The organism is Caballeronia sp. PC1 (assembly GCF_021353155.1).
GTDB lineage: Bacteria > Pseudomonadota > Gammaproteobacteria > Burkholderiales > Burkholderiaceae > Caballeronia > Caballeronia cordobensis.
In genome coordinates this window covers 1157008-1177238 of sequence record NZ_JAJUBH010000003.1, presented here as the reverse complement: position 1 = coordinate 1177238, position 20231 = coordinate 1157008, and the positions used below count along the sequence as shown (strand labels likewise).

Sequence of the window (20231 nt, the reverse complement as noted above, 5' to 3'; positions counted from 1 at the left end):
TGGCCGCAAAGAACAGCGAAAGCTGATATTTCTTGTCCGTCACTTAAGCAAAGCTTTAGCTTTCCGCGGGCGGCACGACGCCATGCGAACGCATGCGGATACGCTCCTGCACGACGCTCATCACCGCGTGCCGGTCGTGGATCTTGCGCTCCAGCATGCCGACCACGCGGCGCGGCGTGTTCTTCGCGAGCGGCGTCACGCGCAATGCGGGATCGCTCGCCCACGAGCCGTATTCGAGCAGCGGCACGACCGATACGCCCGCGTCCTGCCGCACGAGCTCGACGATCACTTCCAGCGAATTCAGTTCGAGCAACTCGTTCACGGCAAGACGATTGTGCTTCAGCGCGCGTTCGATCAGCGCGCCGGTGCGCTGCGCGCGATCGAAGCGCAGAAACGGACGGCTCGCGAGCATCTCCGCGGCGCCCGACGATCCATTGCGCGGCGAACCGATCACCACGAGCGGCTCGGAATAGAGCGGCGTCCAGTTGAGGCTCGCCGGCGTCTTGCCGGCCATTTCCACGATCACGGCCGCATCGATTTCCCCGGCTTCCACTTGCGGCGCGAGCGCGAGCGCCTTGCCGGTAAAGAGCCGCACATCGAGCCGCGGATACTGGCCTTTCAGTTCGGTGACGACGGATGCCAGCGCGCCCATCGCCGAATCGACCGCGCCGATGGAAACCGAGCCGGCGATTTCATCATTGAGGCCGGTGAGACGCATGCTGTTGTACAGCGCGACGATGCGCTCCGCCTGCGGCAACACCTGCTTGCCGATGCTCGTCAGCCGGTTGGTGCGGCCCACGCGGTCGAAGAGCGGGCGCTTCAGATCGTCTTCGAGCGATTGCATCTGCATGCTCACGGCGGCCTGCGTAAGCGCGACTTTCTCGGCGGCGGCGGCGAAAGAGCCGTAGCGCGCCACCGCGATGAAGGTGCGCAAGAAGCGAATGTTGCTCATGGGGCTAGGGTCAACCCGAATCCTTAGATCAGGTTTCCTTGAGTGTCAGTTCAGAAATTCTATATTTTCTTATTTCACTTCGGCGTAATGTTTGCTGGTTGCAGCGGCTCGCGCGAGCCTCGAAAAAGAGCGGATGTCGTCAACCAGCGAGAAACCTCACGGAGTGCATTCGATGAGCACCGTACTACCTGCAGCCCACGCGGCCCAAGACAACGCCGCATCGAACCTGTCCGGCCGACGAGCCATCGTGGTATCGACCATCGGCAACGCGCTCGAATGGTTCGACTTCATGGTCTACGGCTTTTTCGCCGTCATCATCTCCAAGCTCTACTTTCCCGCCACCAATCCCACGATTTCCCTGCTCGCGACCTGGGCGACCTTCGGCGTCGGCTTTCTCACGCGGCCGCTCGGCGGCATCGTGCTCGGCGCGGTCGCGGATCGCGTCGGCCGCAAATCGGCCCTCACGCTCACGATTTCGCTGATGGCCGTGGGCATCGCGATCATCGCGTTCGCGCCGACGTATGCCGCAATCGGCATCGCCGCGCCCTTGCTGATGTTGCTCGGCCGCCTCATTCAGGGCTTTTCCGCGGGCGGCGAAGTGGGCTGCGCCACGGCGTTTCTCGTCGAATATGCCCCGGCCAACAAGCGCGGCTACTTCGGCAGCTTCCAGATGGTCGCGCAGGCCGCCGCGAGTCTCGCGGGCTCGTTCTTCGGCGCGGTGCTCACGCGCACGCTCAGCCCCGAGCATCTGAATAGCTGGGGCTGGCGCATTCCGTTCGTGATCGGGCTTCTGATCGTGCCGGTCGGCCTGTACCTGCGCTCGAAGCTCGACGAATCGCCCGTGTTCGTCGAGAAGGCGCAGAAGAACGAACTGAGCGCGCGCCCGATCCGCGATACCGCCACGAAGCACGGGATGGCCGTGCTCGCGGGTTTCGGCCTGACGGTGTTCGGCACCATCGGCACATACATCTTCCTGCTGTATCTGCCGACGCACGCGACGCGCGTGCTGCACATGGCGCTCACGGATGGCCTCATCAGCTCGACGATCGGCGCGCTCGTCTATCTCGTCTGCTGCCCGTTCTTCGGCCGCCTGTCCGATCGCGTCGGCCGCAAGAAGCTCATGGCGACGGCGCTCGCGCTCTCTCTCGTTACCGCGTATCCGATCTTCGCGGTGCTCACGGCGCATCCCAGCTTGCCGATGCTGATCGTCTGCCAGGCGCTCTTGATGACCTACCTCGGCATCTTCCAGGGCTGCTATCCGGCATTCATCTCGGAGCTGCTGCCTTCGAGCGTGCGCTCGACGGGCATCTCGGTGAGCTACAACGTCGCGGTGATGATCTTCGGCGGCTTCGCGCCCGCCATCGTGTCATGGCTCACGATGACCACCGGCGACCCGCTTTCGATCTGCTACTACGTGATCTTCGGCAGCGCCGTGGCCTTGCTGACGATCTTGCCGCTGCGGGACCGTTACAGCGAAGCCTTGCGCTGATGCTGCAGCGTGTGCGCAAAGGATGGACAATGGGGCGGCCCGCACGGAAGCCCGGTGCGCTTAAGTCTGATTTAAGAAAGCGCGCTTAGCCTGAAGTCTGACCGACCCACCCTCCTTCCGGCCGCGCAAGCGGCCATTTTTTTTGGACCGACGCGATGCAGCTAAGTCTTCGCCTGATCCTGATCCTCGTGGCGCTCGTCGCCTTCACGACCGTCGGCGTGTTCCTTCTTTCGCTTGTCGCGCGCGCCGTGCTGACACACTGATGTCGTCTCCGCCCGGCACGGGCATGCTTCGTGCGAACGCGGTGTCCTGGTGCCCAAGTGGCCCGCGTGAGCTTTCCTGCCTATACTGGCTGAGTGTCGTCTTTCGCCGCGTCGTCCGCGCCTGAAAGTCCTGCGTCCCGTCGCGCAGACCCTTTTCCGCCGCTCTCCCCCGCGCTTCCCGGCGCGCGACACGCCGCCGCATCTTCGCCTCTCTCACGTTCCGCCGCCTTTGCCGCATCTGTGCAGCAGCTTGCTGCGCAATTCCAGGAGAATGCTCGATGCCACAACGTCCCGTCCCCCAAGCCAAAACAACGCACACCGATACGCCCAACAAGCTCGCGCCCGCGCCGGCCAAGACCGACGGCGCGAACATCGCCTTCACGATGACCGTGAACGGCCAAAGCCATAGCCTTTCGCTCGATCCGCGCACCACGCTGTTAGATGCATTGCGCGAGCATCTTCATTTGACCGGCACGAAAAAGGGCTGCGATCACGGCCAGTGCGGCGCATGCACCGTCCATGTGAACGGGCGCCGCGTGAACTCGTGCCTGTGCTTCGCCGCCGCATGCGATGGCGACACGATCACGACGATCGAAGGCATCGGCGAAATCGAGGCGCTGCATCCGCTGCAGGCCGCGTTCGTCGAATGCGACGGCTATCAATGCGGCTACTGCACGGCCGGCCAGTTGATGTCGGCCGTCGCCTTGCTCGACGAACCCATCGGCCCGAGCGACGCCGACGTACGCGAAGCGATGAGCGGCAACCTGTGCCGCTGCGGCGCGTATCAGAACATCGTCGAGGCGATTCAGTCGGTGCGCGCCAGCAAGCCGTCGGCCAAATAAAGGAGCGCGACATGGACATGTTTCAGCTCTCCCGCGCGCGCGACATGCGCGAGGCGATCAATGCCGGCGCGCTCGCGCATACCGCTCAGCAAGGCGCGGAAGTGCGCTTTCTCGCGGGCGGCACGACCCTGCTCGATCTGATGAAGCTCAACGTCGAGCGTCCGATGCGCGTGGTCGATATCAGCCGCCTGCCGCTCGATGCGATCGAGGCGACGCAGGACGGCGGCGTACGCATCGGCGCGACCTCGCGCAACTCGGATCTCGCGCATCATCCGCTGATTCGCGAGCGTTATGCGGTGCTGTCGCAAGCGGTGCTCGCGGGCGCGTCCGTGCAGTTGCGCAACATGGCGACGACCGGCGGCAACATCTTGCAGCGCACGCGTTGCGTCTATTTCCGCGATACGACATCGCCGTGCAACAAGCGCGAACCGGGCAGCGGCTGCTCCGCCATTCAGGGCGTCAATCGCATGATGGCGATTCTCGGCACGAGCGAATCGTGCATCGCGAGCAATCCATCGGATATGTGCGTCGCGCTGCAGGCGCTCGAAGCGACGGTGCATGTGGAAGGCACCGGCGGCAAGCGCGCAATTCCTATCGATGAGTTTTTCCTGCTGCCGGGCACGACGCCCGATCGCGAGAACGTGCTCGATGCGGGCGATCTCGTCACGCACGTCACGTTGCCGCCGGCGGTCGAGGGCGCGCGCTCGTTCTATCTGAAGCTGCGCGATCGCGCGTCGTATGAGTTCGCGCTGGCGTCGGCGGGCGTGGTGATCAAGGTCGAAGAGGGACGCATCGCGCATGCGCGCGTGGGTCTTGGCGGCGTCGGCACGAAACCGTGGCGAGCGCGCGAGGCGGAGAAGGAACTGCAAGACGCAGCGCCCGATGAAGCGACCTTCAGGCGCGCCGCCGAGGCCGCACTCGCCAATGCGAAGCCGCAAAGCGAGAACGGCTTCAAAGTAGAGCTATCGACGCGCTGCATCGTGCATGCGCTGAAGATGGCGACGCAAACGTCCTGACCACGACCGAGGAACCGAACATGTCCACCGCGCCCGACATCACGCAGTCCTTCATCGGACGGCCCCAGTCGCGCATCGACGGACCGCTGAAGGTCTGCGGCCGCGCGACTTACACATCCGACGTCGACTTGCCCGGCATGCTGACTGCCGTGCCGGTTGGCGCCACCATCGCGAGCGGCAAGATCACGTCGCTCGAATTCGCCGCCGCGCAAGCCATGCCCGGCGTGAAGCTGATTCTGCATCGCGGCAATATCGGCCGCTTCTACCGCATCTCGGGCAATTCCATCGACACGGGTTTCGTCGATGAAAACCGTCCGCCCTTCGAAGACGACGTCATTCGCTATTACGGGCAGTATGTCGCGCTCGTCGTCGCCGATACGTTCGAGCAGGCGAGCGCCGCGGCCGCCGCGATCAAGGTCGGCTACGACAAGACGCCGCACGACGTGAGCGCGACGTTCGATCTCGACAGGAAGCTCGATACGCACAGCGAGCGCGGCGACGCCGACAAGGCGTTCGACGACGCGCCCGTGAAGATCGACGAGACCTATGTGACGCCGGTCGAGACGCATAACCCGATCGAACTGCACGCGACCATCGCGCACTGGAACGGCGAAAGTTATACGTTCTACGAAACGAGCCAAGCCGTCGCGAATCATCAGGGCACGCTCATGCAGATGATGGGCCTGCCGAAAGACAAAGTGCGCGTGATCTCGCGTTATCTCGGCTCGGGCTTCGGCGGCAAGCTATGGATGTGGCCGCATTCGCTGCTCGCCGCCGCTGCCACGCGTCAGCTCGAACGGCCAGTCAAGCTCGTGCTGTCGCGCAAGATGATGTTCCAGAACGTCGGGCACCGGCCGACCACGCAGCAGCGCGTGCGGCTCGCCGCCACGCCGGACGGCAAGCTCGTATCGCTGCGGCACGACTTCGTGAATCACGAGGCCATTGCCGATGTCTACGCGGAAGATTGCGGCGAAGCGACGCCATCCATGTACAGCACGCCCAATCTTCGCGTGACGGGCGGCACGGTCAAGCGCAATGTCGGCTCGCCGACTTCGATGCGCGGTCCCGGCGCCGTGCCCGGCCTGTACGCGCTCGAATCGGCGATGGACGAGCTCGCTATCGCGTTGAAGATCGATCCCGTCGAACTGCGTCTGCGTAACGAGCCGAAAGTCGACGAAAGCAGCGGCCTGCCGTTTTCGTCGCGTCATTTCGTCGAATGCCTGAAGACCGGCGCGGAGAAATTCGGCTGGAGCCAGCGCACGCCGGAAGTCGGCTCGATGAAGCGCGACGGGCTCACGCTCGGCTGGGGCGTCGGCGCGTGCAGCTGGCCGGGCTTGCGCTTCTCGGCGGAGGCGACCGTCGATCTGCGCGCGGACGGCACGGCGCGCGTCGCCTGCGGCACGCAGGACATCGGCACGGGCACGTACACGATCCTCGCGCAGCTCGTCGCGGAGCACACGGGCATTCCGCTCGACAGGATCGAAGTCGGCCTCGGCGACACCGACTTGCCGCTCGGCCCCGTATCGGGCGGATCGGCGGCGACGGCATCGGTGATACCGGCGGTGTCGGATGCGGTGCGCGCGGCCATCAAGACGCTGCTCGCGCGGGCGTCGAAGGTCGAAGACATGCCGTTTGCCGGCGCGAAGGCCGAAGAACTCGCGATGAGCGGCGGATACGTGCATCGCAAGAACGAGCGGCCGGAGAGCGGCGTGCCGTATGCGCGCATTCTCGACGCGGCGAAGCTGCATGCCGCGTCGGGCAGCGGCAGCGCGAAAGGCGGCTTCGACGATCCGCTCAAGAAGAAGTGGTCGATCCATTCGTACGGCGCGCATTTCGCCGAAGTGACGTGGGAACCCGCGACGGCGCGTCTGCGCGTGAGCCGTGTCGTCACGGTGATCGATGCGGGCAAGATCCTGAATCCGCGGGCCGGCCGCAATCAGATCGAAGGCGCGGTGGTGATGGGCGTCGGCATGGCGCTTTTCGAGCACACCGTCTACGACGAGCGAAGCGGCGCGCCGGTCAACAGCAGTCTCGCGGATTACGTCGTCGCGACGAACGCGGATACGCCGAAGATGGACGTCACCTTCCTCGATCATCCCGATACGGTCTTCAACGAACTCGGCGCGCGGGGCATCGCGGAGATCGGGCTGGCGGGAATCGCGGCGGCGATTACCGGCGCGGTGTATCACGCAACGGGCGTGCGGGTGAGAAAGCTGCCGGTGATGATCGAGGATTTGTTGAAGGCGTAGCGTTGGGCGGCTTGTTCGTTTCGTGAGGCCCGGTTGTCGTGCGGTTCATTGGCGCGGCAACCGGGCTGTTTTACGTGACGGTGTGCAGTCCGACGGGTTCGTATAATCAGGCACGGAGCGAATCGGGTGTCGAATCGCGCAATCATCGGGAAATACATTGAAAGACCCCAACGCGGAACCACTGACTGAACGCGAACTCGACCGCGTGGAAGCCTTCCTCCATACCCTCGGTGACGAAGCGATGACCGTCGAGATGGTCGATGGCTTTTTTGCAGCGTTGATCTGCGGCCCTGAGTTGGTGCCGCCGCACGAATGGCTCCTCGGCGTACTCGGGAAAAACTTTTCGCTGGTGAACGAAAAGGAAGCCGGGAAGATCGTGCAACTGCTGATTCGTCACTGGAACACCATTGCGGACACGCTTGAACTCACGCTGACCGAAGAGACGGTTTATCTGCCGGTGCTGTCGCTGGACGAGGAAGATGACGTCGCTTACGCCAGCGAATGGGCAGAGGGATTCATGGCCGGCATCGACATGCGCCGTGAAAGCTGGCAGGAATTGTTCGACGACGAAGATCACGCAGGATCGTTGATCCCGGTTTTGATGCTTTATCACGAGGACGACCCGGACCCGGCGCTGCGCACCGATCCCCAGGCGCTGGAGGATCGCGACAGCGTGATTCAGGACTTGATCGCCTGCCTGAATCGTATTTATCGATACTTCGAAGTACGCCGGCACGAGAACGCACTGCGTGATGTGCCTGAGCCCATGCGGCGTTCAAGTGCCAAGGTGGGTAGAAACGAACCATGCCCGTGCGGCAGCGGGCGCAAGTACAAGCAGTGCTGCGGGGCGAGTTCTGCCGCGCCGCATTGAGCGGCCCGCAGCGGGCTGATCGGTCGAAAACGCTATGCTAGACTGAGTTGGCAATATCTTGGACCCATACGCGCAAAAGCCATGAAGCCATCCGTCGCCCTGCAAGCTCACCGTGAGGAGATTCGTCGCGTGGTCGAGGCGCATCACGCGTCGAATGCGCGCGTCTTCGGTTCCGTCGCTCGCGGAGAAGATACCGACGAAAGCGATCTCGACCTTCTTATCGACCCATCCCCGGATACGACGCTCTTTGATCTCGGCGCCATTCGACACAAACTGCGAGTCCTGCTCGGTGTACCGGTGGACGTGCTGACTTCGGGCGCGATTCCCGCTGGCAAGCGCGACGCCATTCTCGGAGGCGCGCAGCCCGTATGATATCCGGCGTTCGCAGCGGCGCATCCGGATGTCGATTTCTCATCCGCCTATGAAATGCGGAACGTACTTGCGCACGGCTATCACCAGGTAGAACCGGAAATCGTCTGGAAGACCATCGTCAAGAGCTTGCCGCCATTCAAACGGCAGATTCAGGCGCTCACGGCGGCGATAGCGGACGATAACTCGGCCGCGTCTACCTAACGGCGAGATCCCCCCTCAGGCACACCGCTTGCACCTCCCCCGCGCTTCGATCCTCCCCCAAGACGCGCTAACATAGGGATCAGCCCATCCCCAAAACCCCTGTGTAGCAGCAACTCAGCAAACTCAGCCGGAGTGCCCATGAACGACATGATCCAACAACACGGCCTGCAGGTCGACGCGAGCCTCGCGAAGTTCGTCGATGAAGAAGCCATCCCCGGCACGGGCGTCGACAGCGCGTCCTTCTGGAAGGGTTTCGATGCAATCGTGCACGACCTCGCGCCGAAAAACCGCGCCCTGCTCGCCGAGCGCGACCGCCTTCAGACCGCGCTCGACGACTGGCATCGCAGCAATCCCGGTCCCGTGCGCGATCCGCGCGCATATCGCACGTTTCTGGAGGAAATCGGCTATATCGTGTCCGCGCCCGCGCATGTGCAGGCGAGCACCGCCAATGTCGATCGCGAAATCGCCGAGCAGGCCGGCCCGCAACTCGTCGTGCCGCTCTCCAATCTCCGCTATGCGCTCAACGCCGCCAACGCGCGCTGGGGCAGCCTCTACGACGCGCTCTACGGCACCGACGCCATCGACGAATCCGGCGGCGCGGAGCGCACCGCGCAATTCAATCCGAAGCGCGGCGCGAAAGTGATCGCCTACGCGCGCGCCTTCCTCGACGACAACGCGCCCCTCGCCCACGGTTCGCACGCCGATGCGACGAAATACAGCGTCGAGCAGGGCAAGCTCGCCGTCACGCTGAAGGACGGCGCGAAAGGCGGTCTCGCGAACGCCGAACAGTTCGCGGGCTATCAGGGCGATGCGAAGGAACCGTCCGCCATTCTGCTCAAGCACAACGACCTGCACTTCGAGATCCAGATCGACGCGAGCCATTCCATCGGCAAAACGGACGCCGCGCACGTGAAAGACGTGCTGATGGAAGCGGCCGTGAGCACGATCATCGATTGCGAAGACTCGGTCGCGGCCGTCGATGCCGCCGATAAAACGCAGCTCTATCGCAACTGGCTCGGCCTGATGCAAGGCCATCTCTCCGAACAGGTGACGAAGAACGGCAAGAGCTTCACGCGCAGCATGAACCCGGATCGCGAATACGCCGCGCCCAATGGCGGCACGATCAAGCTGCACGGACGTTCGCTCTTGTTTATCCGCAACGTCGGCCATCTGATGACGAATCCCGCCGTGCTCGACCGCGACGGCAACGAAATTCCGGAGGGCATTCTCGACGGCGTGATGACCACGCTCGGCGCGATGCACGATCTCAAGAACAAGATGAACTCGCGCACGGGTTCCATCTACATAGTGAAGCCGAAGATGCACGGCCCGGCGGAAGTCGCGTTCGCGGACGAACTCTTCTCGCGCGTCGAAGACCTGCTCGGCCTGCCGCGTCACACGATCAAGATGGGCATCATGGACGAGGAACGCCGCACGAGCGTCAACCTCAAGGCGTGCATCGCGGCGGCGGGCGCGCGCGTCGCGTTCATCAACACGGGCTTCCTGGATCGCACCGGCGATGAAATGCATTCGTCGATGGAAGCCGGCCCGATGATGCGCAAGGGCGACATGAAGTCGTCGAAGTGGATCGGTTCGTACGAGCGCAGCAACGTGCTGGTCGGCCTGAACACGGGCTTGCGCGGACGCGCGCAGATCGGCAAGGGCATGTGGGCCATGCCCGATCTCATGCACGCGATGCTCGAACAGAAGATCGCGCATCCGCGGGCGGGCGCGAACACCGCGTGGGTGCCCTCGCCCACGGCGGCCACGCTGCACGCGCTGCACTATCACATGGTCGATGTGCAGCAGGTCCAGCAGGAACTCGAAAGCATCGACTACGACAGCCAGAAAAACGAGCTGCTGGATGGCTTGCTGACGATTCCCGTCGTCGATAAACCGTCGTGGTCGGAAGACGACATCCGGAATGAAATCGAGAACAACGCGCAGGGCATTCTCGGTTACGTGGTGCGCTGGGTCGATCAGGGCGTCGGCTGCTCGAAGGTGCCGGACATTCACGATGTCGGCCTGATGGAAGACCGCGCGACGCTGCGCATTTCCAGCCAGCACATCGCCAACTGGCTGCGGCATGGCATCGTCACGGAAGAGCAGGTTCGCGCAACGCTCGAACGCATGGCCGCCGTGGTCGACAAGCAGAACGAAGCCGATCCGACCTATACGCCGATGGCGCCTTCGTTCGACAGCTCATTCGCCTTCAAGGCCGCGTGCGCGCTCGTGTTCGAAGGACGCACGCAGCCGAGCGGCTATACGGAACCGCTGCTGCACAAGTTCCGTCAGGCCGTGAAGCAATCGATGTAAAACGCCGCGCGGCGGCGGGTTATTGCTCCGACCAGAGCTTGCCCGCCGTCGCCCAGTTCTCGCGTTTCACGTCGGTCAGAATGATGTCCACGGAGCCCGGCTCGCAGCCGAGCGTCTCGCATGTCGTGCGCGTGATCGCTTCGACGAACTTGCGCTTTTCTTCCTGCGTGCGGCCTTCGAACAGCTGAATGTTGAATGTCGGCATGGCGTCGATCTCCGTTGAGTTGAATTCAGTTGCGATACGACGCATCGATGCGATCAAGCTTGCGCAATAGCGCCGGCCATTCGAGCGCGCCTTCGATAGCGTCATCGTCGTGCAATTGCGCCGCGGTGCGCGTGACGACTTCGGGCGTCGGCACGATCATCTTGCCCACACCCGCGAGCGCGCGAAGCTGAATATCGCATGCCTTGACGAGCATATCCATCAGCACATAAGCCTCGGCGATCGTGCGTCCGAGCGTGAGCGGCCCGTGATTGCGCAAGAGCATCGCGCGATGCGTGCCGAGACTTTGCACGAGACGTTCGCCTTCCGCCGGCGAAAACGCGAGCCCTTCGTAATCGTGATACGCGAGATGGCCATGAAAGCGCATCGCGTGCTGCGATGCGGGCAGCAGGCCATGCGGCTGCGTCGACACGGCGATCGCCTCACGCACATGCAGATGCATCACGCACACCGCATCCGCGCGCGCGGCATGCACCGCGCCGTGTAGCGCGAAGCCCGTCGCGTTCACCGGATGCGCGCTTTCGCCGATCACGTTGCCTTCGATATCGATCTTGACGAGATTGCCCGCCGTGATTTCATCGAACGAAAGCCCGAACGGGTTGATGAGAAAGCGCCCCGGCTCGCCCGGCACGCTCGCGGAAATGTGCGTGTAGACGACATCGTCCCAGCCGTTGAGCGCGACGAGCCGGTACGCGGCGGCGAGATCCACGCGCGCGGCTTGCTCGGCTGCCGAGCGCGGCCCGCTTTCCGCGATCCTGCGCTCAGGCGTGTGGGTGAACGACATGCGAGTCTCCTGTTTCCGGTCCTTGTTTCGATGTGCCCGACGAACGGCGCGCGAGCACGATCGTCGCCCACGACGCCAGCACGAACGGCGCGGTGAGCGCGGCGATGCCGGCGCAATCGATCGCGCGTTCGATCAGCACCGCCGCCACGATCGCGGCGAGCGCGTAGCGTTTGCCGAGCGGCGCGGCCGCGAGCGCCGCCAGCGCCGCGTTGAACCCGCACGCGCCCGACAGCACGACGGCGTCGTTCGCGCCGCCCAGCGCGTGCAGCGTCGCGCCGAGCGCACTGCCCGCGATCGCCCAGCCCGCCTGCGAAGGCCGCGAGGCAAACAGCCCCGCCGCGATCAGCGCGCCCGCAAGCGCGCCGGTCGCGAACGTGATCGGCGCGAGACCCGCGAATGCGGCCTGCAGCATCGGGATGAAACCGGCGGCCACCTGCGGAATCGCGCCGGTGTCGCCGCGATCGGCGAAAAGCGGCAGCCAGCACCAGGTCACGATGATCGCCGGGCTGGAGAAGATCGGCAACCGGTAGCGCGAAAGCGCGCGGGTGAGTTTAGCGGCGAGAAAGGTGGCGAACATCGCCGCGACGATCGCGACGGCGGCGGCCTGCGATGCGTCGCCGATGAACGTGAAGGCGGCGAGCGCGGCGAGCGCGCCGTTGAAGCCGTGGAGATCGTCGCGGAAAGCGGGCGTGTCGCGATCTTCGACGATCACGCTGATGACATTGCCCGTCAGCGTGCCGATCAGAAGCCCGCAGGCGAGGCGCGGGCTCGCGCACAGGACGGCGAGAAACAGCAGCGCGCCGGTCGCGGCATTGCGCTGAAGCACGATTTGCCCGATCGCGCGGGCAAAGCTGCGGAGCTGGTCGCCGAAGGCGGCGGAGGAATCGAGAGCGGAAGACATGCTGGGCGGCGACGGCATGCAAAGCCGCCAGCATAAAGCAGCCGGCGCGCGCCGTGCGGCGGCGGGCCGAATAACCTGTATGTGGCTTGAAGCGAAAGGCGCGGCGAACGTCGCGCCGGAAGTGCGGAAGGCTTAGTTGAACGCCAGGGGAACCAGCGGCGTCGGCTCGCCGACTCCCGGATTCGCCAGCGACAGTTCCGAACTCAATCGGACCATTTCCGTGACGTTTTCGCGGAAGTTGGGGTGTTTTTCCCAGGTGATATAGCTCGCATCCATGACGGCGGACAGCGTGAGCAAGGCAAAAGCGACTTTTTCGAGCACTTCGTAGCGGCGGCGCATGATCTTTTCCTCAAACTTTGCAACATTGTAACACCCTTAAGGGTTTTCCCCTAAGGGTCTGTTGCATCGCCGCAAATCGCCCGCTGGCAAAGCGCGTGCGCTCCGGCCCCTCTTCGGACCGGAGCGACTTGATTCGTTTACATCGACGCTTCGAGCATCGCTTCGTAATCCGCGCTCGACGCCTCGCGCGGATTCGTCTTATGACTGTGATCCTTCAGCGCACCCGCGATGATGCGTGGAAACAGTTCGCGCGTGACGCCGAGTTCGCCGAGGCCGCGCGGCAGGCCGAGCGTCGCGGTCATCGCGCGCACCGCGTCGCCGACTTCGTCGCCCGCTTTCAGGCCCATTGCCTGTGCGATGCGGTCGAGCTTGCTCTCCTCGTGCATCGTCGGCGCGCTGCTGTTGAACGCGATGACCGCCGGCAGAAAGATCGCGTTGAGCGTGCCGTGATGCAGTGTCGGATCGATGCCGCCGAGCGAGTGGCTCAGGCTGTGCACGCAGCCGAGGCCTTTCTGAAAGGCGAGCGCGCCCTGCATCGATGCGCTCATCATGTTCCAGCGCGCGGCGCGATCCGAGCCGTCGCGCGTCGCACGTTCGATGTGACGCCACGCGCGCCACAGGCCGTCTAGTGCGATGCCGTCGGCGGGCGCGTTGAACGCGGGGGCCATGAAAGTTTCGAGGCAATGCGCGATCGCGTCCATGCCGGTCGCGGCGGTGAGCTTCGGCGGCAGGCCGAGCGTCAGTTCCGGATCGCAGATCGCAACTTTGGGCACGACATGCGGCGAGATGACGCCGACCTTGCGGCCATCGTCGAGAATGAGGATCGCGCCGCGGCCCACTTCGCTGCCGGTGCCCGCGGTGGTCGGAATGGCGATGACGGGCGCGGTCTTCGCCGTGATGCGCGCGAGGCCGCCTTCGATCACCGCGAAGCTTTGCAGCGGGCCGTCGTGCGTCGCGCAGACCGCCACGCCTTTCGCGAGATCGATGGACGAGCCGCCGCCCGCCGCGATCACGCCATCGCAGTGATTCTCCTTGAACATCGCGACAGCTTCGCGCACGGCCGCTTCGTTGGGATTCGGCGGCGTGCCGTCGAACACGGCCACGGGCGCCGACGAGCCCAACGCATCGAGCACCTTGTCGAGCAGGCCGGCTGCGCGAATGCCGGCATCGGTCACGACGAGCGGACGGCGAATGCCGATGCGCTCGCACTCGCTCGCGAGCAGGCGCACCGCGCCGAAATCGAACTGAATCTGCGTGATGTAATTGATGAGGGGCATGGTGACTGACGGGAAGTTATAGCCGTCAGTATAAAAGCCGCTGCCCCCGCGCGATATTGATTAGTTTCGATAGCGTGATAACTTTTACTCAACTCAGGCTCGCTCTTGGCATCGCCGCGTCAGAAGCGGAAGTCGTCGAAGAACTTCTTGCGTTCTATCACGGTGAGCGCGGCGCGTTTGTGCGGAAAGTCGAATTCCTTGAGCGTGTAGAAGCCCATGCGATGCATGTACGCGATATGCCGCACGTGATCCACGCGCGGTTCGCCGACGAGTCGTTCCGTGCGCGGATCGTCGATGAACATGTAGTGCAGCACGCCGCTCCACCATGCCTTGAGCTTGCCCGCGCTTTGAAACTGCGCATCACCGATGAGCAGATGCAGGCCGCGGTCGAAGTCGCCGGCATCGTAGAACGGTCCGAGACGGTCTTCCTTCGCCCAATAGAATTCGAAGTAGCCGAAGGGATGGTCATCGAAATAACCGATCATCGGATGCATGTGCGGATCGTTGCGACGTTCCGCGAGATACGCGGCGTGTTCGGCGCGCGTGCCGCGCTGGTCCCAGAAGTATGCGACGCGGTCGAGGTTCATCCATGCGCTGAAGACTTCCGAATCGGCGTCGGGGTCGGCGGTGCGCAGGCTGAAGGTCATGTCGATCTGCGGGAAGTGGCGTTCGTAGATGGTGCCTTCGGGGTTGGCTGGCCTCACGGGGTGACGTGTGCCGTTGCTTTCCATGTATTGCAGCGGGGTCTCGCTCGATGCCGGTGCTTTTAGCCACGGTTGGGCGCTTTGCCAGAAGGTCTGGCGCGATGTGGTCAGGAGGATTTCATCGTCGCGATGTTCTGCGTTGTCGATGATGTTTTCCGCTTTTGCTTGCTGGATGACGAGTTCGGATTCTTTTGTGTTTGGCAATGTGAGGGTTGCCGTGCGGCGCTCAGGGGCGTTGCAGTAGATGTCGCAAAGGGCCTTGCGTAACGCTTCCGGGTTTAGCGTTGCAGGCAACGCGGCTAGGGTTGGGTCGAAACGGATGTTCATTGGTTGGTTCCTTTTTTTGCGCATTCTTGCGCGGCGAAGGTTTGGTTGGATTCCGTTTTTGTTTTTGTGGAATCCTGAATTCGTGTCGGTCTATTTGCACTGCCCCTCCCCGGGGCGGGGGTAACTTTCTTTGCTGCTGCAAAGAAAGTCACCAAAGAAAGCAGCTTCTCACCGCCCGCGGTCACACGCACGTTGGCCACTTTTCTCCTCCATGGCGGCACTCGCCTAAAGAGTGCCCTCACAAAACCCATCGGGCTTGGATCGCGCACGATCCGTCACGTCGCACCACTTAATTCATTGGTACAGCCATTTCAAGCTCCAGCCCGCTTCGCGGCCGATGGGTTTTTCCCTCGCATACCCGGCGGCAGCGCGGAGCGCTGTGCCGGAGCTATTTCGTGCTGAACCAGCGCGCTTCGCGCACTAGCTTGTCAGACCGTGCGCGATCCAAGCCTAGTTAGTCCTTCGAGGGCGACACTTAGGCGAGTGCCGATCCCTGAGGAGAAACGTGGCCAAACTGCGTGTGACCGCGGGCGGTGACAAAGCTGCTTTCTTTGCCTACTTTCTTTGCAGCAGCAAAGAAAGTAGGTGCCGCCCCGCACAGGGGCAGAGCTAATAGACCACCCCCAATACGGGATCCGGCGAAAAAACAATCAAACCAAACTCTCAGCCATAGCCAAAAGCCCCCCTTCAAGCGCAGGAAACAAACTCCGCTGAAAGTTATTCCACCGCAACTCCAGAATGGAATCCGCCGGATCAATACTCGTCCCGAGCACATCGAAAATCACTTCCCCCGAATCGATCCCGTTATCCACGAAATGAAACGAAGCCCCTGTCCGATCGATCACCGGCGCGGGTTGAACCCGCATCGTGTTCCAGTCGACCACGCGCTCGCCCCGCGCGCCATACAGCGCATCGAGCGTCGCATACGCTCCGCGCCGCTCGAACGGCGAGCCCAGCCGCGTCACCCCCGGATGAATATTCGCAATGCGTCGGCAGAACTCCGCCTCCGGCCGAACGAGTTCATCGAGGATCACGAGCAGCCCATCGAGCACGACGAAATCCGCATCGAGCGCACGAAGCTTGTCGAGCAAACGGCGCTCGAACGCATGCTTTTGCACCGCGCGCTCGGCGACCGCATCCATCGGCAAGCGCCGGTAACTGGACGGGATCGCATGAAAGAGACTCGTCACCGGCACGCCCTGCACCGCGAGTTCCGGAGGATGAATCCACTGCCCGCCCGGCGCGTAGCGAAAGCCATAAGCGCCGAGCTTTTCACGGTCCCGCGGCGAACCCTCGTCATCGTCATAGATCACGCCTTCCAGCGAATACAGATCGCCCAAAGGAGAAGCGTTCAGTTGCTCGACGAGATACTCCAGCGGCGACTTCATGTAGCGCGTTCCGCCCTTGTACTCGATATGCTGTCCCGCGCGATCCGCAGCCGCGTTGCGCAAGGACATGATGTAGGCCAGCTTTATCTTCGTCATCGAATCCTGCTCGAAAGAATCACCAGTTATAACGGGCGGTCGCGATCACCGTGCGCGGATTGCCATAGAAACAGGCCGAATCCGACTGGCATCCGCTCACGAACGTGCGATTGAAAATGTTCGACGCATTCACCGCGAAACGCCAATGCGGCATGTCGTAATGAATCGCCGCGTCGTAGACCGTATAGCTCGGGATATACAGCGAGTTATCCGCCGCGCCCGCCAGGCCGCTCTGATAGCGAATGCCCGCGCCAAAGCCCAGGCCGTCGAGCGGTCCCGAATGCCACGTCCAGTCCGCCCACAGCGAGGCCATCTGACGCGGCAGCGGAATCGATACCGGCCACTTGCCGAGCGTCACGTCGTTCGCCTGGATGTTCTTCACATCCTGATAGACATACGCCGCGATCACCGACAGATTGCGCGTCACGTTGCCCACCGCCGACAGCTCGATGCCGCGCGAGCGCACCTCGCCCGTCTGCACGGAAAACGTGCCGGTGGGGTCGGTCGGATCGGGCGTGAGCACGTTGGTCTGATTGATCTGATAGACCGCCGCGCCGAGCATCAAATTCTTGCCGGGCGGCTGCCAGCGCAAGCCCGCTTCGATCTGCCGGCCTCGGGTGGGCGAAGGCAGTCCGCCATCGGCCATCTTCACGCCGATGATCGGATTGAACGATGTCGAATAGCTGATGTAAGGCGACAAGCCATAGTCGCCGAGATACGTAAGGCCGACGCGGCCCGTGAACGCGCTATCGTTCTGCTTCTGCTGCGTGCCGCCGACGATATCGTCCTGCCTCGTATTGCTCCAGTCTTCGCGGCCGCCGATGGTCAGCATCCAGCGATTCCACTTCACCTGATCCTGCGCATAAAGACCGAAGCTATCCAGGGTCGTGCGCGTGTTCGTCTGGCCGAACGAATCGGGACCGCTGAAAATCGCGGTCGATACCGGCGTATAAACCGGGTTGTACATGTTCAGGCTCGGACCGAGCGCGAGCCATTCGCTATCGGTCGAATTCTGACGGTTGTACTCGAAGCCGAGCAGCACGGTATGTTCGAGCGGCCCCGTGCCGAAGCGCGCCTGCGCCTGATTATCGATATCGAAGCGGCTGTAGTTCGGCTGGAACAATCCGGCAAATCGCGCGAGCGTCTGCTCGCTCGGATCGCTCGTATCGAGGCCCGCGCCCCACACCGCGCCGTTATCGAGCGACAAATGCATCCAGCGCGTGTTCTGCCGGAATGTCCAGATGTCGTTGAACTTGTGCTCGAACTGATAACCGACCGACCATTCCTTCTTGCGATAGTACGAGTACGTCGGATCGCCCGTATAAAGGTTCTCCGATATCTTTCCGTTCGGATTGGGCAGCACCGTGCCTTGCGCGGGCAGAAAGTTATTCGACGCGTCGCCCCAGTCCTGCAGATAACTCGCCGCAATCGTCAGCGAGGTATTCGCGCTCGGCTGCCAGCGCACCGAAGGCGAGATCGCGAAACGCTGCTCGTCATGCGGGCCGGTCAGCGAATTGCCGTCGCGCCCCACGGCCAGCACGCGATACGACAGCGTCCCGTCCTTATCGATCTTGTCGCCGATATCGAACATCACCTGCTTGCGCGCATAGTTGCCGATCTGCACGCCTGCTTCGCGATAGCGCCCGCCATCGGCAAGCTTGCTCTGCACATCCACGATCGCGCCAGGATCGCCCTGCCCGTAAAGCACCGAGGTCGGCCCGCGCAGAATCGTGATGCTGTCGATCATGTACGGGTCCACGCGCCAGCTCGACAGATTCAGCGTGTTAGGCACCTGAAGCCCGTCGACGAAGACCGTGGGCGTGAAGCCGCGCAACGCCGAATACCAGTCCGAACGCACGTCCGCGCCATACGACGAAAAACCCGGCACGTAGCGCAATGCTTCGTTGATGCTCGTCGCGCCCGTTTCCTCGATCTGCGCCGCCGTCACCACGTTGATGGTCTGCGGAATCTCGTCGATGGGCGTATCGGTCTTCGTGCCCGTGCGGCTCTTGCGAGCGACGAGCCCGACCGTATCGTCGTTATCCGCCGATGCATTCACGCGAACAGCAGGCAGCGTGCTCGCCTGCGATGCGTCCTGCGATTGTGCTTCTTGTTGCTGCGCCAGCGCGTGATCGGCCGCCGCCAGATAAAACGTTGCGCCCACCGCCGCGGCAATCGCGCGGCGCGGCCCTCTTCCCCACGTCATTCTTCTTATCTCCAATCGCAATGCGGCTTATTCGTTCGCCGCGGACTTGTCAAAGAGCCACGGCCACGCGGCCGTTGCTCACCCCGGTTCTTTTTTCATCCGCCGCGTGTTGTGCGGCGTGGTTCTTTCCCGCATCCGCGAGCGATGCGGCGATCTCGTCGGAGCGCACGGCGAGCACGGAAAGCAGCGTGTCCGAGAGGCCATGACTGTCTTCGCAGCAGCCTTGCAGATAGATGCGCGCCTTGAAATTCGAGGGCGTCCCGAGCCGGTAATCGCGGCCCACGCTCTGCTCGGCGAGCGCATCGCCGAGATGCGGCGCGAGGCCGTCGAGCAGCGCGAGATGCGTGTCGCGCCGATAACCCGTCGCGAGCACGAGCGCGTCGAAACGCTCGGCATGCGCATGGCCGCTGAGGATGTCGCGCATCGTCAGCTCGATCTCGCCATTCGCGCGCCGCGCCGCGTTCTCGATCACCGTATTCGCCATCAGGCGATGCCGCGTGTCATCCGCCACCTTTTGCAGATAAAGCATCTCGTAGATCTGCTCGATCAGCGGACGATCCACGACCGCATAGTTGGTGTCGCGAAAACGCTCGATCAGCGAGCGGCGTCCGTCTTCCGATTGCGCGAACACGACATCCGTGAACTCGGGACTGAAGATCTCGTTGACGAAAGGCGTGTCGTCGGCGGGCTTGAGCGCGCTTGCACGCATCACGAGCGTCGCATCGACGTGCGGAAAACGGCGCGTGATGTCGGTGAAGACTTCCGCCGCGCTTTGTCCCGCGCCGATCACGGCAATGCGCTTCTTGCCGTTGCGGTCATCGCCCGCGACGCGCTCGATCGAACTCAGATACGCCGACGAATGGATCACGTTATGCGGGCCGAGCGACGCGAACGGCTCCGGCACGCGCGCCGTGCCGCCGACGCCGATCGACAGCGCGGTCGTCACGCGCCGCCATTCGCTGCCGTCCTCATCGCGCGAGACGACGCGCAGCGCGTTGACATCGCCGTTGCTATCGATCACCGGCTCGATCGCCGCGACGCTCTGCCCGTAATGGACGCGATCGTCGAATGCCTGCGCAACCCAGCTCAGATAATCGTGAAACTCGACGCGCGTCGGATAGAAGTTCTTCAGGTTCACGAATTCGTTCAGCCGGCCGCGCTCGAACAGATAGTTGATGAACGTGAAGCGGCTCGTCGGATCACGTTGCGTGACGAGATCCTTCAAGAACGAAATCTGCATGCGGCAATCGTCGAGCAGCATGTCGCGATGCCAGCCGAACGCCGCCTGCCGTTCGATATAGCATTGCTTCAAATGCGATGACCCGCCCGCCTCGGCAAGCCGCACGGCCAGCGACAGATTCGACGGCCCGAAGCCGACGCCGATCAGATCGAATACGGTTTCTTTCTTCATTTCC

18 protein-coding genes and 1 pseudogene are annotated in these 20231 nt (G+C 63.1%); 8 read left to right on the top strand and 11 right to left on the bottom strand.

All coding sequences use genetic code 11. From position 1 onward, the window contains the following. Nucleotides 1-55: 55 nt before the first annotated feature. Nucleotides 56-952, bottom strand: coding sequence for a LysR substrate-binding domain-containing protein (locus LY284_RS29905; RefSeq protein ID WP_233389725.1), 897 nt, complete (start codon nucleotides 950-952; stop codon nucleotides 56-58). A gap of 172 nt (nucleotides 953-1124) precedes the next feature. On the opposite strand from LY284_RS29905, the gene LY284_RS29900 reads away from it, so the two are divergent. The 8 genes and pseudogenes from LY284_RS29900 to LY284_RS29865 all read left to right on the top strand — a co-directional run bounded on the left by LY284_RS29900 (nucleotide 1125) and on the right by LY284_RS29865 (nucleotide 10571). Then, nucleotides 1125-2441, top strand: a complete 1317-nt coding sequence (locus LY284_RS29900; RefSeq protein WP_045461411.1) for an MFS transporter — start codon at nucleotides 1125-1127, stop codon at nucleotides 2439-2441. 541 nt (nucleotides 2442-2982) lie between these two features. Continuing rightward, on the top strand, nucleotides 2983-3546 hold the full coding sequence (locus LY284_RS29895) for a (2Fe-2S)-binding protein (protein ID WP_014252692.1): 564 nt from the start codon (nucleotides 2983-2985) through the stop codon (nucleotides 3544-3546). A gap of 11 nt (nucleotides 3547-3557) precedes the next feature. Next, nucleotides 3558-4562: a xanthine dehydrogenase family protein subunit M gene (locus LY284_RS29890; protein ID WP_304503018.1), complete on the top strand. Its 1005-nt coding sequence runs from the start codon at nucleotides 3558-3560 to the stop codon at nucleotides 4560-4562. 20 nt (nucleotides 4563-4582) lie between these two features. Continuing rightward, entirely contained in the window at nucleotides 4583-6811 is a 2229-nt protein-coding gene (locus LY284_RS29885; RefSeq protein WP_014252694.1) for a xanthine dehydrogenase family protein molybdopterin-binding subunit, read from the top strand. A 157-nt stretch (nucleotides 6812-6968) separates the two neighbouring features. After that, on the top strand, nucleotides 6969-7682 hold the full coding sequence (locus LY284_RS29880; protein ID WP_233389724.1) for a UPF0149 family protein: 714 nt from the start codon (nucleotides 6969-6971) through the stop codon (nucleotides 7680-7682). 81 nt (nucleotides 7683-7763) lie between these two features. Beyond that, nucleotides 7764-8054 carry a nucleotidyltransferase family protein gene (locus tag LY284_RS29875; protein ID WP_041733468.1) on the top strand — a complete coding sequence of 97 codons (291 nt, stop codon included), beginning with the start codon at nucleotides 7764-7766 and terminating at the stop codon, nucleotides 8052-8054. A gap of 24 nt (nucleotides 8055-8078) precedes the next feature. Next, nucleotides 8079-8255 (top strand): annotated as a pseudogene (locus LY284_RS29870) (DUF86 domain-containing protein); the annotation flags it as partial. Between the two features lie 138 nt (nucleotides 8256-8393). Next, the gene (locus LY284_RS29865) at nucleotides 8394-10571 is read left to right on the top strand and encodes a malate synthase G (RefSeq protein WP_233389720.1); all 2178 of its coding nucleotides are present in this window, start codon (nucleotides 8394-8396) and stop codon (nucleotides 10569-10571) included. Nucleotides 10572-10590: 19 nt separating this feature from the next. Here the strand turns inward: LY284_RS29865 and LY284_RS29860 are convergent, their stop codons facing one another. From LY284_RS29860 to LY284_RS29815, 10 genes are all read right to left on the bottom strand, one after another. Continuing rightward, the gene (locus tag LY284_RS29860; protein ID WP_041733945.1) at nucleotides 10591-10776 is read right to left on the bottom strand and encodes a 4-oxalocrotonate tautomerase; all 186 of its coding nucleotides are present in this window, start codon (nucleotides 10774-10776) and stop codon (nucleotides 10591-10593) included. 25 nt (nucleotides 10777-10801) lie between these two features. Next, a complete protein-coding gene (locus LY284_RS29855) occupies nucleotides 10802-11578 on the bottom strand; it encodes a class II aldolase/adducin family protein (RefSeq protein WP_233389717.1) in 777 nt (258 codons plus the stop codon). After that, nucleotides 11556-12479, bottom strand: coding sequence for an urea transporter (locus LY284_RS29850; RefSeq protein WP_233389715.1), 924 nt, complete (start codon nucleotides 12477-12479; stop codon nucleotides 11556-11558). Before LY284_RS29850 ends, LY284_RS29855 begins: the two co-directional genes overlap by 23 nt. 132 nt (nucleotides 12480-12611) lie before the next feature. Beyond that, on the bottom strand, nucleotides 12612-12818 hold the full coding sequence (locus LY284_RS29845) for a hypothetical protein (protein WP_041733470.1): 207 nt from the start codon (nucleotides 12816-12818) through the stop codon (nucleotides 12612-12614). A 137-nt stretch (nucleotides 12819-12955) separates the two neighbouring features. Next, nucleotides 12956-14095 (bottom strand): iron-containing alcohol dehydrogenase, encoded by a 1140-nt coding sequence (locus LY284_RS29840; protein WP_077161131.1) that lies wholly within the window; start codon nucleotides 14093-14095, stop codon nucleotides 12956-12958. Nucleotides 14096-14214: 119 nt separating this feature from the next. After that, nucleotides 14215-15126 (bottom strand): GNAT family N-acetyltransferase, encoded by a 912-nt coding sequence (locus tag LY284_RS29835; protein WP_233389713.1) that lies wholly within the window; start codon nucleotides 15124-15126, stop codon nucleotides 14215-14217. Continuing rightward, nucleotides 15123-15326, bottom strand: coding sequence for a hypothetical protein (locus LY284_RS29830; protein ID WP_144404136.1), 204 nt, complete (start codon nucleotides 15324-15326; stop codon nucleotides 15123-15125). The genes LY284_RS29835 and LY284_RS29830 overlap by 4 nt, the downstream gene beginning before the upstream one ends. A 450-nt stretch (nucleotides 15327-15776) precedes the next feature. After that, entirely contained in the window at nucleotides 15777-16610 is an 834-nt protein-coding gene (locus tag LY284_RS29825; protein ID WP_233389712.1) for a N(5)-hydroxyornithine transformylase PvdF, read from the bottom strand. A gap of 19 nt (nucleotides 16611-16629) precedes the next feature. Continuing rightward, a complete protein-coding gene (locus LY284_RS29820; protein ID WP_233389710.1) occupies nucleotides 16630-18816 on the bottom strand; it encodes a TonB-dependent siderophore receptor in 2187 nt (728 codons plus the stop codon). 49 nt (nucleotides 18817-18865) lie between these two features. After that, nucleotides 18866-20227: a lysine N(6)-hydroxylase/L-ornithine N(5)-oxygenase family protein gene (locus LY284_RS29815; RefSeq protein ID WP_233389709.1), complete on the bottom strand. Its 1362-nt coding sequence runs from the start codon at nucleotides 20225-20227 to the stop codon at nucleotides 18866-18868. Nucleotides 20228-20231: the final 4 nt, after the last annotated feature.